Source organism: Novosphingobium sp. Sphag1I (assembly GCF_056279125.1).
Genome location: NZ_JBWBQS010000007.1, coordinates 212,168 through 227,062, shown reverse-complemented (window position 1 = coordinate 227,062; position 14,895 = coordinate 212,168). Strand labels below are relative to the sequence as shown.

General features: G+C 60.5%; 17 protein-coding genes and 1 tRNA gene. 8 read left to right on the top strand and 10 right to left on the bottom strand.

The genetic code is table 11. From position 1 onward, the window contains the following. Positions 1-16 precede the first annotated feature (16 nt). Positions 17-436 carry an Arm DNA-binding domain-containing protein gene (locus ACZ9HU_RS10590; protein ID WP_476104793.1) on the bottom strand — a complete coding sequence of 140 codons (420 nt, stop codon included), beginning with the start codon at positions 434-436 and terminating at the stop codon, positions 17-19. A gap of 189 nt (positions 437-625) precedes the next feature. Then, positions 626-702, bottom strand: a tRNA-Met gene (locus ACZ9HU_RS10585). A gap of 220 nt (positions 703-922) precedes the next feature. On the opposite strand from ACZ9HU_RS10585, the gene ACZ9HU_RS10580 reads away from it, so the two are divergent. Then, complete coding sequence (locus ACZ9HU_RS10580; RefSeq protein ID WP_476104792.1) at positions 923-1,345, top strand: sugar transporter; 423 nt, start codon at positions 923-925, stop codon at positions 1,343-1,345. On the opposite strand, the gene mltG is transcribed toward ACZ9HU_RS10580, so the two are convergent. The 3 genes from mltG to ACZ9HU_RS10565 form a co-directional block, all read right to left on the bottom strand. Continuing rightward, on the bottom strand, positions 1,342-2,313 hold the full coding sequence (mltG, locus tag ACZ9HU_RS10575; RefSeq protein ID WP_476104791.1) for an endolytic transglycosylase MltG: 972 nt from the start codon (positions 2,311-2,313) through the stop codon (positions 1,342-1,344). The genes ACZ9HU_RS10580 and mltG overlap by 4 nt on opposite strands. Positions 2,314-2,446: 133 nt before the next feature. Next, positions 2,447-3,709 (bottom strand): beta-ketoacyl-ACP synthase II, encoded by a 1,263-nt coding sequence (fabF, locus tag ACZ9HU_RS10570; protein WP_476104789.1) that lies wholly within the window; start codon positions 3,707-3,709, stop codon positions 2,447-2,449. A gap of 270 nt (positions 3,710-3,979) precedes the next feature. Then, positions 3,980-4,216 carry an acyl carrier protein gene (locus ACZ9HU_RS10565; protein ID WP_168603874.1) on the bottom strand — a complete coding sequence of 79 codons (237 nt, stop codon included), beginning with the start codon at positions 4,214-4,216 and terminating at the stop codon, positions 3,980-3,982. A gap of 40 nt (positions 4,217-4,256) precedes the next feature. On the opposite strand from ACZ9HU_RS10565, the gene ACZ9HU_RS10560 reads away from it, so the two are divergent. Next, positions 4,257-4,571, top strand: coding sequence for a hypothetical protein (locus ACZ9HU_RS10560; RefSeq protein ID WP_476104787.1), 315 nt, complete (start codon positions 4,257-4,259; stop codon positions 4,569-4,571). Between the two features lie 120 nt (positions 4,572-4,691). On the opposite strand, the gene aspS is transcribed toward ACZ9HU_RS10560, so the two are convergent. Beyond that, entirely contained in the window at positions 4,692-6,497 is a 1,806-nt protein-coding gene (aspS, locus tag ACZ9HU_RS10555) for an aspartate--tRNA ligase (protein WP_476104784.1), read from the bottom strand. A 236-nt stretch (positions 6,498-6,733) separates the two neighbouring features. Between aspS and rnd the strand changes: the two genes are divergently transcribed. The 4 genes from rnd (at position 6,734) to ACZ9HU_RS10535 (ending at position 9,795) form a co-directional block, all read left to right on the top strand. Next, the gene (gene rnd, locus ACZ9HU_RS10550) at positions 6,734-7,993 is read left to right on the top strand and encodes a ribonuclease D (RefSeq protein ID WP_476104782.1); all 1,260 of its coding nucleotides are present in this window, start codon (positions 6,734-6,736) and stop codon (positions 7,991-7,993) included. Next, positions 7,990-8,886 carry a hydrogen peroxide-inducible genes activator gene (locus tag ACZ9HU_RS10545; RefSeq protein ID WP_476104780.1) on the top strand — a complete coding sequence of 299 codons (897 nt, stop codon included), beginning with the start codon at positions 7,990-7,992 and terminating at the stop codon, positions 8,884-8,886. The genes rnd and ACZ9HU_RS10545 overlap by 4 nt, the downstream gene beginning before the upstream one ends. Before the next feature lie 85 nt (positions 8,887-8,971). Then, entirely contained in the window at positions 8,972-9,565 is a 594-nt protein-coding gene (locus ACZ9HU_RS10540; protein ID WP_476104778.1) for a YitT family protein, read from the top strand. 65 nt (positions 9,566-9,630) lie between these two features. Beyond that, entirely contained in the window at positions 9,631-9,795 is a 165-nt protein-coding gene (locus ACZ9HU_RS10535; RefSeq protein WP_476104776.1) for a hypothetical protein, read from the top strand. Between the two features lie 32 nt (positions 9,796-9,827). Here ACZ9HU_RS10535 and pgsA read toward each other — a convergent pair whose 3' ends face one another. Continuing rightward, a complete protein-coding gene (gene pgsA, locus ACZ9HU_RS10530) occupies positions 9,828-10,421 on the bottom strand; it encodes a CDP-diacylglycerol--glycerol-3-phosphate 3-phosphatidyltransferase (protein WP_476104775.1) in 594 nt (197 codons plus the stop codon). 197 nt (positions 10,422-10,618) lie between these two features. Between pgsA and ACZ9HU_RS10525 the strand changes: the two genes are divergently transcribed. After that, positions 10,619-11,980: an MFS transporter gene (locus tag ACZ9HU_RS10525; protein WP_476104773.1), complete on the top strand. Its 1,362-nt coding sequence runs from the start codon at positions 10,619-10,621 to the stop codon at positions 11,978-11,980. A 21-nt stretch (positions 11,981-12,001) separates the two neighbouring features. On the opposite strand, the gene ACZ9HU_RS10520 is transcribed toward ACZ9HU_RS10525, so the two are convergent. Together ACZ9HU_RS10520 and ACZ9HU_RS10515 are read right to left on the bottom strand one after the other, a co-directional pair. Continuing rightward, positions 12,002-12,292, bottom strand: coding sequence for a hypothetical protein (locus ACZ9HU_RS10520; protein ID WP_476104772.1), 291 nt, complete (start codon positions 12,290-12,292; stop codon positions 12,002-12,004). Between the two features lie 112 nt (positions 12,293-12,404). Further along, on the bottom strand, positions 12,405-12,824 hold the full coding sequence (locus tag ACZ9HU_RS10515) for an EVE domain-containing protein (RefSeq protein WP_476104771.1): 420 nt from the start codon (positions 12,822-12,824) through the stop codon (positions 12,405-12,407). A 77-nt stretch (positions 12,825-12,901) separates the two neighbouring features. Here ACZ9HU_RS10515 and ACZ9HU_RS10510 point away from each other — a divergent pair, with 77 nt between their 5' ends. Then, positions 12,902-13,837, top strand: a complete 936-nt coding sequence (locus tag ACZ9HU_RS10510; protein ID WP_476104770.1) for an isopenicillin N synthase family dioxygenase — start codon at positions 12,902-12,904, stop codon at positions 13,835-13,837. Positions 13,838-13,941: 104 nt separating this feature from the next. Here the strand turns inward: ACZ9HU_RS10510 and ACZ9HU_RS10505 are convergent, their stop codons facing one another. Beyond that, complete coding sequence (locus tag ACZ9HU_RS10505) at positions 13,942-14,784, bottom strand: TorF family putative porin (RefSeq protein ID WP_476104768.1); 843 nt, start codon at positions 14,782-14,784, stop codon at positions 13,942-13,944. Positions 14,785-14,895 lie beyond the last annotated feature (111 nt).

The following is a 14,895-nucleotide window of genomic DNA, read 5'->3' as shown; positions in this document are numbered from 1 at the left end:
TCGCTTAAAATCTTCACTATGCTTCATCATCTCGTCGGTCTCCTGTTGCGAGCATAAAACGCTCAGGTGACCGGCACAAATCCGTTACAAGTCCACCGCGGCGCATGGCCTCCATGTAGATCGCATGGGCCTTGGCCACTGTGAGCGCCTGCCGGGCCTCCTCAGCGCGCTTGAGAACCCGGGGATCATCCCCCCGCTCAATTGCCGCGTTCAGCTCCGTAGCCCATGCTCGGGCTGCCGGTATCGTATAGGCCGGGAAGGTCCCCAGCGTCAGCGTCACAATCGCGCCCGAACGCGCCACTCTGCGTCGAAATAACCAGGTTTTCCGGCCCGAAGCCGAAACGCTGACACAAAGTCCCGGAACAAGAGGGTCGGCAACCCTTCCGGAGCTGAGCCCATCAAGGCTCGAAGGACTGAAATTCTGGGCTTTTCCCATGGTAACCTCGACTAACGCGAGGCGATAAAACGATGACACAAATCATGACACAAGAGCTGTCCAAACCAGTCTGAATCTGTCCAGATTTGACTGGGTAGGCAATTGGGGGCTTGGTCTGATTGGGCCTGCTCACCACCTCGATAACGGCGGAAAACCGCCAGAATACAAGGCCTAAGGGGTTGTACGTCTTGGTAGCGGAGGAGGGACTCGAACCCCCGACACGCGGATTATGATTCCGCTGCTCTAACCTGCTGAGCTACTCCGCCCCATGACTGGCAGCGACCTTGTCGGTCACCATTGCCCGGTGCAGGCGGCGCGAATAGCCACGACTGGCGGAGGCGTCAACAGGCCATTGCATTTTTTTTGAATTTTTTTCCGCGCCCACTTCGTGCGCCTGTCGTTACGCAGGCGCCCGCCCCTGCCGCGGCCGCTTGCGAAGCCTCGCGCCCTCTGTCACATTCCCTTTAAAACAGGGGAGACTGCCACATGGCCAAGACAGCCGGACAGCAACGCTTCATCGCCATTGCGCTTTTGGCGTGGAATGCGATGGGCGTGGCCATGTGGGCGCTTCAGATCAGCGCCAACCCCGAACAATTGGCGCAGGGCGACAAGGTGCAGATGGAAGTCTGGCAGGCAATGCCGATCTGGGCCTGGGCCGCCTATGCCATTGCGACGTGGAGCGGGCTGGCGGGCGCGGTGGCGCTGTTGATGCAAAAGCAGGCGGCGGTCTGGCTGTTTGCCGCCTCCACGCTGGGCGTCGTCGTGCAGTTCAGCTATGCGCTGGTGCTGTCTCCGCTGGTCGCGGTCAAGGGAGCCGACGTGATCGCCTTTCCCGCGCTCATCTTTATCGTGGCGCTGGGTTCGACGGCCTATGCACAGGCGACAGGCCGCCGCGACCACATCGCTTAAATTTCGCCGCGCTGGCGACGGATGGCGAACCAACGTTCGACATTCTTGTTATGCTCTTCAAGCGTGTTGGCAAAGGCGTGGCCCTTGGTGCCATCGGCCACCATATAGAGCGCCTGCGTCTTGGCCGGGTGCAGCACGGCGTGGATCGAATCGCGCCCCGGATTGGTGATCGGCCCTTTGGGCAGACCGATCATCGAATAGGTGTTGTAATCATTCTTGGCCGCAATTTCGCTCTGCTTGATGCGGCGGCCCAGCGGCTTGCCCTGCGTGATGGGATAGATGATCGTCGGGTCGGCCTGAAGCATGATGTGTTGGCGCAGGCGGTTCGAATAGAGGCCCGCGACCATGGCGCGCTCTTCGGGCTTGCCGGTTTCCTTTTCGACGATCGAGGCCAGCGTCAGCGCCTCCTCCGGCGTCTTGGCGACGGTATCAGGGCTGCGCGCGGCCCATTCATCGGCCAGAACCTTGGTCATCGCCGCCTGCATCGTGGCGACCACAGAAGCCCGCGTGGCACCCTTCTTGATGTCATAGGTGTCGGGCAGCACGCTGCCCTCCTTCGGGGCCTCTATGGCGCCGACAAGGTCAGGATTGGCCATCAGCTTTTCCTTGACCATGATCGAGGGCAGACCCTCGGCAATGGTCACGAAACGGCGCAGCACCTGATCGCCGGTAATGATCGCCAGAATCTGCTGCTCGCTGGCCCCCTTGGGCAACAGGAATTCGCCCGCCTTGATCCCGCCCCCGGCCCGCATCAATTTCGCATGGAAACGCAGCGCGCGGGCGGAATAGATCGCCCCTTCGCGTTGCAACTTGGCCGCCACCACCGTCAGTCCCGCGCCATCAGGCACGGTAAAAGCGCGATCCTGCGGCAAAGGCCCCGCACCGTACCAACCATGCAACAGGCTGACCACCGGGGCGCCAATGGCCAGCGCCGCCGCGCCAAGGACGATGAGGACGGGTTTCTTCATGGCCGCTGCGGCTCTTTCTTTCTGATGCCAGATGTAAAATCAGGCGAGCCGCCAAAGGCGCCCGCCATCTCATACCCTTAACAGGTGGGGACAGAGGCTGGCGTTGGCAAGCCCCCGTCCCTGTCTATCCTGCTTACTCTTCGAACGCCTTCACGATGACGCTGGCATTGGTGCCGCCAAAGCCGAAGCTGTTGTTCAGCGCGGCGCGCACCTTGCGCTTCTTGGCCACATGGGGAACCAGATCGACGCCTTCGGTGCCTTCATCCGGATTGTCCAGATTGAGCGTCGGGGGCACGATCTGGTCACGGATGGCCAGAATGCAGAAGATCGTTTCCACAGCACCCGCGCCGCCCAGAAGGTGGCCGATAGCGCTCTTGGTCGAGGACATCGACACATTGGCGATTTCATCGCCAAACAGACGCTTGACCGACGCCAGTTCGATCGTGTCGGCCATGGTCGAGGTGCCATGCGCGTTGACATAGTCGATGTCAGCCGGCGTCATGCCCGCCTTCTTCAGCGCCATTTCCATCGAACGATAGGCACCCGAACCTTCCGGATGCGGAGCCGTCACGTGATAGGCATCGCCCGACAGACCATAGCCGACGACTTCGGCATAGATCTTCGCGCCGCGCGCCTTGGCGTGCTCGTATTCTTCCAGAACGACGACGCCCGCGCCTTCGCCCATAACGAAACCGTCGCGGTCCTTGTCATAGGGGCGGCTGGCCTGTTCGGGCCGATCATTATAGCTGCAGTTGAGCGCCTTGGCCTGAGCAAAGCCGGCAATGCCGATCGGGCACACGGTCGATTCCGCGCCGCCGGCCAGCATGATGTCGGCATCATCGTCACGGATCATGCGCGCCGCGTCACCGATCGAGTGCGCGCCGGTCGAGCAAGCCGTCACAACAGCGTGATTCGGCCCCATCAGGCCATACTTGATCGAAACCTGACCCGAGATCAGATTGATCAGGCGGCCATGCACGAAATGCGGCGAAACACGGCCCGGCCCCTTGTTGGCCAGCACCAGCGATTCGCTTTCGATTCCCGGCAAACCGCCGATGCCGCTGCCGATCGAGCAGCCCATGCGCAGGCGCATCTCTTCGGGAGCGTCGACAAGACCGGCGTCTTCCAGAGCCTGACCAGCCGCATCGATGCCGAAAACGATGAACGGATCTACCTGACGCTGAACCTTGTGGTCCACGCGCTTGTTGGGGTCAAAACCATATTCATGGTCCGCCGGCTTCACTTCGCAGGCGATAAGGCATTTGTGGCCTTCGGTATCGAACTTGGTGATCCGTCCCGCGCCCGACTTGCTGGCAAGGATATTCGCCCAGGCGGTTTCCACATCAGCGCCCAGCGGGGTGACCAGACCAAGCCCGGTGACGACAACACGACGCATTCTTGATTCTCCCTCTACCGCATCGGCAGATCAATCCGATCCGTCATGGCGGCAACTAACAGCGACCCAAAGGCTGCGTATTCTGGACAAATGCCTGACAACAAGCAAGCCCGGCCCGATATGCGGACCGGGCCTGATTATGACCCAAAAAAGGTCAGCGCCGTCAGAAGGAGGCCGAAACCACCCCCCGATCAGCGCAGGTCCAAGGGGGCGACACCATCCTGCCTCTTCGCGGACAGAAGGGTCAGCCCCATTGGGCCTTTGGCAAAATCAGCCCTTGTTCGCCTCGATGAAGGCGATGGCGTCATTCACGGTGGCGATCTTTTCCGCGGCATCGTCCGGGATTTCAACGCCGAATTCTTCTTCGAAAGCCATCACCAGCTCAACGATGTCGAGCGAGTCAGCGCCCAGATCGTCGATGAAGCTGGCATCGGCCACGACCTTGTCTTCCTCAACGCCGAGGTGTTCGACAACGATCTTCTTAACCTGCGCCTCGATGGTGCTCATGATATTCCCCTTACGAAAAGCGGCGAAATTGTGAAACTCAATGCGCGCCCCTAATGGGTGGCGGGCGGACTGGCAAGCGAGATTGCACATCAAGGTGGTTGCAACCCACATCCCATCGCGATTGAGGCCCTGCTCAGCCGGTGTTTGCGCTGATTTTAACGCGATGCGAATTTGGCATAGCATGAAAACCCTGGTCTGGCTGGTGCCAACCTTGCGTCCCGTGGGCGGCGAAATGGGGCGATTCGTTCTTTTTCATCGCGACATGGGCCTTGTGCGCCAGATCCTGCTTTTTTTTGACGATCCCAACGACCCCAACGATCCATGGCGCAAAGTCCGCAAAATCAGCCCGATGTGACGACCATCCCCTGCAATGCCCCCTGTCGCAGGAGATTCTGTAATGGACCAAAAACGAAGGACTGGCCGAACGCATTGCGCTCGACCAGTCCTTCGTTTGAACCGCAATTTATGTTGCCGATCAGCCCTTGGGCTGTTCCACCACGCGGATGTGAAGCTCGCGAAGCTGCTTGAGGCTGGCCGGGGCCGGAGCGTTCATCAGCAGGTCTTCGGCGCGCTGGTTCATCGGGAACAGCGTGATCTCGCGCAGGTTCTGGGCGCCGCAGATCAGCATGACGATGCGGTCGACACCGGCCGCCATCCCGCCATGCGGCGGCGCGCCATATTGGAACGCGCGGTACATGCCGCCAAAGCGGTCTTCCACGTCCTGCTTGGAAAGGCCCACCGTTTCGAACGCCTTGACCATCAGGTCGGGGTGCTGGTTACGGATCGAGCCCGAAGCGATTTCAAAGCCGTTGCAGACGAGGTCATACTGGAACGCCTTGATCGAGAGCGGATCGCGCCCATCGGTCAGCGCCTCAATCCCGCCCTGCGGCATGGAGAACGGGTTGTGGGCGAAATCGATGCTGCCCGGTTCTTCGCCTTCCTCAAAGAAGGGGAAGTCGACGATCCAGCAAAGTTCGAACTTGTTCTCGTCGATCAGGTTCAGCAGCGTACCGACGCGGGTGCGCGCCGCGCCTGCCAACTTGGCGGCCTGATCGGCCTTGCCCGCGGCAAAGAACAGGCCATCGTCCGCGCCAAGGCCCAGTTCGGCATAGAGCTTTTCCATGCCCTCGGTGCCGTGGTTCTTGGCGATGGGACCGCCAAATTCGCCGCCCTTGCGGGTGACATAGCCAAGGCCGGCATGGCCTTCGCTGCGCGCCCATTCGTTCATTTCGTCAAAGAACTTGCGGCTCTTGTCCGCCGTGTTCGGGGCCGGAATGGCGCGAACCACGCCGCCTGTGCCGACGATCTTTTCAAACAGGCCAAAGCCGCTGGTCGTGAAGTGATGCGACACGTCCGAAATCAGGATCGGGTTGCGCAGGTCGGGCTTGTCGCTGCCATAGCGCAGGATCGCATCGTCATAGGCAATGCGCGGGAAGCTGCCGATCGGGGTCACGCTGCGGCCCTCGGCAAACTTTTCAAAGATGCCGCCGATCACCGGCTCCATCGTTTCCCAGACTTCTTCCTGCGTGACAAAGCTCATTTCGAGGTCAAGCTGGTAGAATTCGCCCGGCAGACGATCCGCCCGCGGATCTTCGTCGCGGAAGCAGGGGGCGATCTGGAAATAGCGGTCGAAACCGGCCACCATCAGCAATTGCTTATACTGCTGCGGCGCCTGCGGCAGCGCGAAGAAGGTGCCGGGGTGGATACGGCTGGGCACGAGGAAGTCGCGCGCACCTTCAGGCGACGACGCAGTCAGGATCGGCGTCGAATATTCGGTAAAACCGATGTCTTCCATCGCGCGGCGCATCGAGGAAATGACCTTGGTACGCTTCACGATATTGGCATGCAGCGTTTCGCGGCGCAGGTCGAGGAAGCGATACTTGAGGCGGATTTCTTCGGGATATTCCTGCTCACCGGCCACCGGCATCGGCAGTTCCTCGGCGCGCGACAGCACGACGGCTTCACGGGCGAACACTTCGATGCTGCCGGTGGGCAGGTTCGGGTTCACGGTGCCTTCGCTGCGGGCCTTGACGGTGCCGTTGATCGTCACGACGCTTTCCACGCGCAGGGATTCCAGCACGGGCAGAGCCGCCGAATCGCTGTCGGCCACGATTTGCGTGATGCCGTAATGGTCGCGCAGGTCAACGAACAGCACGCCGCCATGGTCACGCTTGCGATGGACCCAGCCAGAGAGGCGGACATTCTGACCCACGGCGTCCGAATTGAGCGCGCCGCACGTATGCGAGCGATACGGATGCGCCTGTGTGTTGGGCGAGGACATGACAACTCTTTCCATTCTTGCGCCAATCGGGCAGGGATAGGGGAATCCTGCCCATTGCTGGACAGGTTGATGCGCGGCTAACAGGCGATGGCCGCGCTTTTGTCAAGCCGACAGGGCCGAAGACCGGCCCAAAACCGCCCGCTGATATGCGTTTTCGCGCTGTTGGCAGGCTCCGGCCCGCATCCGGGCCAACCCTCAAGCCATCCCATAAGGGTTGGCGCATAGAAAAGAAGCCGATGAAGATTCATAAGCTGATCACCACTTCGGACGCGCTGGCCGATCTTTGCAGCCGTCTGTCCAAAGCTGATTTCGTCTGCGTCGATACCGAATTCATGCGCGAGAGCACCTATTGGCCCGAACTCTGTCTGATCCAGATAGCGGACGCCAATGAAGCCGCCGCGATTGACCCCAAGGCGCCCGACCTTGACCTGTCCCCGCTGCTCGACCTGTTGGTGGACAATGAAGACGTGCTGAAAATCTTTCACGCGGGCGGTCAAGATGTGGAAATCATCTACAATCTGACGGGCAAGACCCCTCACCCGATTTTCGACACCCAGATCGCGATGATGGCCATCAGCCAGAGCGAACAGATCGGCTATTCCAATCTGGTCGAAAGCTGGCTGGGTCTGGTGATCGACAAGGGCGCGCGCTTTACAGACTGGAGCCGCCGCCCCTTGACCGAGCGGCAGATCGAATATGCGATTGGCGACGTCACCCATCTGGCCAAGATTTTCCCCAAGATCCTGAAACGCCTGATCAAGACCGAGCGTGGGCAATGGCTGGATGCGGAAATGGAGCGTCTGGCCGATCCCGAAAATTACCGCAATGATGCGCAAAATGCATGGCTCAAAATCAAGGCGGCCGGGCGCAATCCGGCGATGCTGGGCCGTTTGCGCGCCATTGCCGCGTGGCGCGAATATGAGGCGCAGGACAAGAACATCCCGCGCGGCCGCATCGCGCGCGATGAAACGCTGGCCGATATTGCCAGCCATCCGCCCAAAACCCAGGCCGATCTGGCCAAGGTGCGCGGCCTTTCCGCCGGGTGGAAGGACAATGACATCGGCAAACGCCTGATGCAGACTCTGACCGATGCACAGCCTTTGACCGAGGCGGAAATGCCGCCCAAGACGCCGCGCGGCGCCCCGCTGGGCAAGGAAGGCGCGCTGGTGGCCGATCTGCTCAAGCTGTTGCTGAAAATCCGGGCGCGGGAAATTGACGTGGCCGCGCGCCTGCTGGCTCGCAGCGACGATCTGGAACTTCTGGCCGCGGGCGTGCGCAAGGGCGTGAGCGTTCTGGAAGGCTGGCGCTATGGCGTGTTTGGCCGCGATGCATTGGATCTGGTCGAAGGCAAGCTGGCCTTTGCGGTGGTCAATGGGCGGTTGAAAATGACCCATGTCGATGAATTGCATGGCGATATGCGCGAGGCCAACCCGGAAGCCATCCTGCCGGTGGCCGATGAGGAAGCACCGCTGCAAGAGGCAGGCGAAGAAGAATGAGCGTCTATCAGCCCACGCTGAAACAGCTGCAATATCTGGTCGCGCTGCATGAACATGGCCATTTTGGCCGTGCGGCAGAGGCGTGCTTTGTGTCGCAATCGACGCTTTCGGCGGGCTTGCGCGATCTGGAAACGTTGCTGGGCGTGGTGCTGGTGGAACGGACAAAGCGCAATGTGCGCTTTACGCCGCTGGGCAATGCGGTGGTGGCAAAATCCCACCGCATCCTGCGCGAGGCGGAGGAATTGTCCGACCTTATCCATTCATCCGCCCAACCTCTTTCGGGCGAGATGCGGATGAGCGTGATCCCGACGATTGCGCCATTCCTGTTGCCCCGCATGTTGCCCCGGTTGCGGCGCGAAAGGCCCAATCTCAAACTGTTCCTGCGCGAGGAACCCAGCGCGCAGGCCATCGAATCGCTTCATCACGGGCGCGCCGATTGCGTGCTTTTGGCCCTGCCCTTTCCCACCGGAGAGGTGGAGAAAGAGACGATCGAACTCGACGCGCTCTTCGTCGCCTTTCCCAAGGATGACCCGCGCGACCCGCCCGCCGAAATCAGCCCGGATCTGATCGATGAAAACCGCTTGCTGTTGCTGGAGGATGGGCATTGCCTGAAAGAACATGCGCTGGCCGCGTGTAACCGCCCGGAATTGCGCGCTTCGGCCACGATGATCGGCACTTCGCTGCATACGCTGGTACAGATGGTGGACAATGGGCTGGGGCTGACCATGTTGCCGGAAATGGCGCTGGATGCCGGGATTTTGAACGGGACGAATGTGGTGGCCCGCCCCCTGCGTTCGGACAGCGCCAATCGCGAAATCGCGCTGATCTGGCGCCGCCAATCGCCGCGATCCGAGGAATTTCGGATGCTGGCCGAGGAATTGCGCGCGGGGTAATCCATATTGCGGGGCGCGTAATATTATGTCATGATTGCGAAACATCATGACAGAGCCTCTTGCCGAATCCGCTCCACCCCGGGCTGTGCCCCATACGCTTGTCGAGGATATCTTCGGCATCGCCAACGGCTGTCTGTTGATCAGTCTTGGCCTGCACCTGCTGCATGAGGCGCGGCTGATCACAGGCGGCGTGGCCGGGGTGGCGCTGCTGCTCTCCTATATCCTGCCCTATCCTCCGGGCAGCCTGTTTACATGGATCAACCTGCCGATCTTTGCGCTGTTCTGGTCGCGGTTGGGCACGCCCTATATTTTGCGCACCTGTGTGGCGACGCTGGCGATCATGCTGTTGGTCGATGTGGTGGCGGACAATATGGTCATTGCGCGCATCACCATGCCCATGGCGGCGATTGTCGGGGGAACGGCGCTGGGTATCGGCATTCTGGCCGTGACGCGCCATGCCACGGGGGTTGGCGGACTGGCGGTCTTTGCGCGCTGGCTCTCGCAATGGAAGGGGTGGCATTTCGGCGCGGTCTGCATGGTGATAGACGCGGTGATCGTGTCATCCGCCTTTGCGGTGCTGGGGCTGCAACGGGGTTTCTGGTCGCTGGTGGCGGCGCTGATGATGAATGGCGTGGTGCTGGTCTGGCACCGGCCCGACCGTTATCGCAGCGAGGTTTGAGGGAACCTTTGCAGGGGCGCCTTGTTCAAAAGGCTGGAAGTTCCGGTCATTTGGAGGAGACACCCATGCGTTTCATCGCCGCCACGCTCAGCGTTCTTGCCGCCGCCACTCTGGCCGCCCCCACGGCGGACGCGCACCCGCGCCGCTATCCGCATCGCCACCCGCACAAGGTTTGCAAGGTGGTGCATTACAAACATCACACCAAGCGGGTCTGCCGCTGGGTTCGTTAAACGGCGGAATGGGGCGGCGTAAATCCGCCCCGTCAATCCATGTGTTTCAAACCCACACGCAGATAATCCCAGCCCGTGATCATCGTCAGACCCGCCGCCGCCCACAATGTGGTCAGACCCACCGTATGGGGCAAATTGACGACAAACCCGCCCAGATCAACCTGCCACCAGGGCATCGCCCGGCCCAGAATCAGCGCGCCAAGGCACAGGATCTGAAAAGTCGTTTTCCATTTGGCCAGTTTCGAGACCGGCACCGAAACCTGAATCCCGCCCAGAAATTCGCGCAGGCCGGAAACCGCAATTTCGCGCAGCAGAATGATCAGCCCCGCCACCACATGCAATTCGCCCACATAGGGTCCGGTCAAAACCCCCTTGGCCGTCAGCACCAGAATGACCGCCGCCACCATGATCTTGTCCGCGATAGGATCGAGGAAAATGCCCAGCTTGCTGACCGCTCCTTGAGCACGCGCCAGATAGCCGTCGAAATAATCGGTGATGCCCATCAGGCTGTACACACCAAAGGCCAGCGCATAGCCGGCGGTCCATTCGGGCCACCACAGCAGCCAGACCAACACGGGCACGGTGACGATTCGGGAAAGGGTGAGCAAGTTGGGCAATGTGAGCATGACCGAATCGCCATAGCCTTTAACCGCAACGCAAAAAAGACTCGGCAAACAAGGTTGGCAAAAGCCTTGCGCGATTTATCTCAAGCGGGCCCGTTGAATGTTCAAACCACGATCAATTATCAAACGATACCATCCCCCCTTGCCCCTTCCGTGCGTTTCGCTAGGACTGCGCGCACAACAAGGATCGATAAGACAGCATGACCACATCCACCCACCTGTTGCGGCGGCGGCGCTTTCTGCCTCTGTTCGCAACGCAATTGCTGGGCGCGTTCAACGACAATCTCTACAAGAATGCAGCGGTGTTCTTTGTGGTTTACGGCGTGTTCAACTCGGAAAAATCCGAGGCGATCTTCTCGGCGGTGGCATCGGCCCTGTTTATCGTGCCCTTTTTCGTGCTCTCCGCTCTGGCCGGGCAATTGGCCGACATGCGGGACAAGGCGCAGATTATCCGATGGGTAAAACTGGCCGAAATCCTCATCATGCTGGCGGGCGGCGCGGGGTTGGTCATCGCCTGGCAGGCCAAGCACGGCATTCTGGCGCCTTGGGAAAACATCCTGTTGATGCCGGTGGCCATGCCGCTGATCCTGCTCGCCTTGCTGGGCATGGGCATTCACTCGACGTTTTTTGGCCCGATCAAATATGCGATCCTGCCTCAACATCTCAAATCTGAGGAAGTGCTGGCCGGTACGGGCCTTGTCGAGGCAGGCACCTATATTGCCATTCTGGCAGGCACGATTCTGGCCGGTTTCATCCCGGTGGAATGGGCGGCAGGCGGGGTGCTGGCGACCGCGCTTATCGGCTATGCCACTTGCCTGTCGGTGCCCGCTGCGCCGCCGCAGGAAGCGGCCCAGCCGCTGGATTTCCATATCCTGCGCGCCTCGGTGCAACTGGTGAAGAACACCATGCATGATCGCCGCGTGTTTCTGGCGATTGCGTCGATCAGCTTTTTCTGGACCGTGGGCGCGGTGCTGTTCATCGAATTCCCGCTGCTGGCCAAACGCGTTTTGTGCGCCAGCAAAGAAGTCGCCAGCCTGTTCCTCGTGATCTTTTCCATCGGTGTGGCGCTGGGTTCGGTGTCGATCAACGCGCTGCTGAAAGGCAAGGTTTCGGCCCGTTATTCGCCACCCTCGGTGCTGATCATGGCGTTGTTCGTGGTGGCGTTTCAACAGGTCTGCACCCGCTTTGCCCCGACGCCTGATGGCCATTTGATGAGCATTGGCGAATTCATGCATCATCCCCTGACGCCGGTTCTGCTGCTCACGCTGGGCGGGATTGCGGTGGCGGGCGGGATGTTTGTCGTGCCGCTTTATGCGTTCCTGACCACCATCGTCGATAAATCGCAAACCGCGCGCACCATTGCCGCCAACAATGTCGTAAACTCCGGCGCGATGGTGGTGGGCGCGGCCATTGCCGTGGGCCTTGGCGCCGCAGGGGTCGAGATTGTCGATCTGGTGCTGATTTCGGCGGCCATGTGCCTGATTTCGGCATGGCTGGCGGTGCTGCTGGTCCGGGCGGAAAAGGAAGCGGACATCAACGGCGGGCCGCGTCCCTTTAAATAAGGCAAGCCGCCCTGCCGCGCATCAGGCGATAAAGGCCATCACCGCCACGAAACAGGCGCAATAAGCCAGCAGGAAATCGCGCGCGTCCTGCATCGTTACGGCCCCGCGCCAATGGCGCAGCCGGGCCATAACCGTGTGGGGCGCGGCATGGGCGTGGCGCTTGACCCAGTCGGCTGCGGCCTTCTGCGGCGCGTCCTGCGTCATATCGCCATCACGGCATGCAATCACCTGTCCGACCCGCACATGCGGGGGCAAGGTTTGCAGAAAGGGATGATGGGCGCTCTCGTCACCCAGAACCAGCGAACGTCTCATGCGGCTGGTTTAAGAATTTGTTCACCATTACGAAAGCGTACCGCAATGGTTAAGACGTCCCCATTTGGGACGCGGTCGCCCTGCCCCAGATCGGGACAGGACGTGCGGTCGATCAAGCCTCTGAAAGACCGATGATATAGTCCCATTCGGCGGGCGTGATCGCGCTGACCGACAGGCGCGAAAGGCGCAGCATTTCGATCTCGGCCAACACTGCATCACTCTTGATCTGCTTGAGCGTCACCGGGCGCTTCAACTTGCGCACCGGCTTTACCTTCACACAGGCCCAGCGGCCCGTTTCATCCGACGGATCGGTCAGGCCCGACTGGCTGATCTCCATTATCCCCACGATTTCCAGCCCGATGTTCGAATGGTAGAAAAAGGCCAGATCGCCCGGTTGCATCGCGCGCATATTGTTGGCGGCGCGATGGTTGCGCACCCCGTCCCACGTACCTTCGCCTTCCTTGACCAGATCGTCATAGGAATAGGCGTCCGGTTCCGACTTCATCAGCCAATAGGATTTGATTTTGGTCATGCGTCCTCGCCTCGGATCGCCTAAGAAGGCTTCATGGATGGCGCTCCTTTAGCGCCTGTTACAACACGGAACCACCCATGGATCTTGCCAAACTTCCCGTTCTTTCGCTGTCCGACAGCCCGGATGATTTTGCCCGCGCGATTGGCGCGTCTTTCCGCGAATATGGCTTTGCGCTGGTCAAGGATCACGGCATCGATTCGGCATTGATTGATCAGGCATGGGCCCTGACCGCGCAATTCTTTGCCATGCCCGAAGAGGAAAAGCGCAAGTATTTTATTCCCGGCATCGGCGGCGCGCGCGGCTATACCCCGTTCAAAACCGAGATTGCCAAGGGCGCAAAGCTGCATGACCTGAAGGAATTCTGGCATGTCGGGCGCGATGTTCCCGCCGATTCGCCGCTGGCCAGCAGCATGCCGCCCAACGTATGGCCCGATTCGCCCGAAGGCTTTCAGGACGTCTTTACGCGCCTCTATGCCGAATTTGACAAGGCAGGCGCCACCATTCTGTCGCGCATCGCGCTGCATCTGGGGCTGGACGAAGGCTGGTTCGATCCGGCAATCGAGGACGGCAATTCGGTGATGCGCCTGCTGCACTATCCCCCCGTTGCCGATGCCGAAGGCGGTGCGATTCGTGCCGGCGCGCATGAGGACATCAACCTCATCACCCTGTTGCTGGGCGCGCAGGAAGCCGGGCTTGAACTGCTGACCAAGGATGGCCGCTGGGTCGGCGTGGCCCCGCCCGAAGGCGCCATCGTCATCAACATTGGCGACATGTTGCAACGCCTGACCAACCACGTCCTGCCCAGCACGACGCATCGCGTCCGCAACCCGGACGCCGAACGCGCCGCCCACAGCCGCTATTCGATGCCCTTCTTCCTGCATCTGCGCAGCGATTTTCCGTTCAAGACGCTGGAACAGTGCATCACGCCGGAAAACCCGGATCGCTATCCGGTATCGATCACGGCCGACGATTATCTTCAGGAACGCCTGCGCGAAATCGGCCTGAAAAAGTAACCGGCTTCAAATGACAAAAGCGCGGGAAGGTTGCCCTCCCCGCGCTTTTTCATGTCATCCGTTCTTGCGGGCGCGATCCCTCATGAAAGCGCCCGCAGGCCGGATCAGAAGCCCACGCTGACCGAGAAGACAGCGGTGCTGCCGGCAATGCTCTTGCCAGCCAGACGGCCGTTCTGGACCGAGAAGTTGGGCTGAAGATAGGCAGCCTTGGCGTCGGTGATGTCGGTGTCGACCCACGAAGCGCTAAACGTGAACGGGCCAACCGGATATTCGGCGCCCAGCTGCCAGTCCCAATACGAACCGGTCGGCGCAACCGAGGTACCGTTCGGGCCAAGGCCGGGGTTACCCTTTGAATAGCCGAGGTGACCCTTGAGCTTCAGCTTGGTCGAGGGAATGACATAGGACGTGTCGCCCCACAGGTACAGATTGTCATAGGCCTGACCATAGCTGTACGAGGTGTTCGAATAGTTGCCCAAAGCCTTCTGCTTGGGAGCATAGGCAACACCGGCCAGATAGCTGACAGGGCCAACCGCGCCCGAAACCTTGACATAGGGTTCGCCAAAGTCGGTCTTGGCCGCACCATCGGGATACATGTACCAGGTCAGACCGGCGTCAATCGTCACCGGGCCAACAGCCTTGGCATAGCCGCCGATCACGTCGAGTTCGAGGTTCGGACCGCCAAACGTGCCCCAACCGGCCAGGTTCGACGACCAGAGGCTGCCGTAAAAGCCGCTCTTGTGGGTGACGGTAACACCAGCCTGAAGCGCTTTGCCACGATCCGACTGCGAAACGCCACGCAGACGATAATCGCTGACCAGAGCCGCGCTGCCGGTGACGGTGAATTCCTTGGGCGCAGCGGCGTCTTCAGCCTTGGCAGCCTGCGCGCTCAGCGTCAGAGCAATACCGGCAAGACCAGCCAGCGCGCGGAAATTCTTGTGTGCTTTCATTATGTGGACTCCACCCTGAACAAGAGATGTCGTCCCGCCTGCAGATCGCAACCGAAGCCATCCCGACGATCAATCGTCATTGGGCCTCGTGTCCGACAGACGATGGTTAGC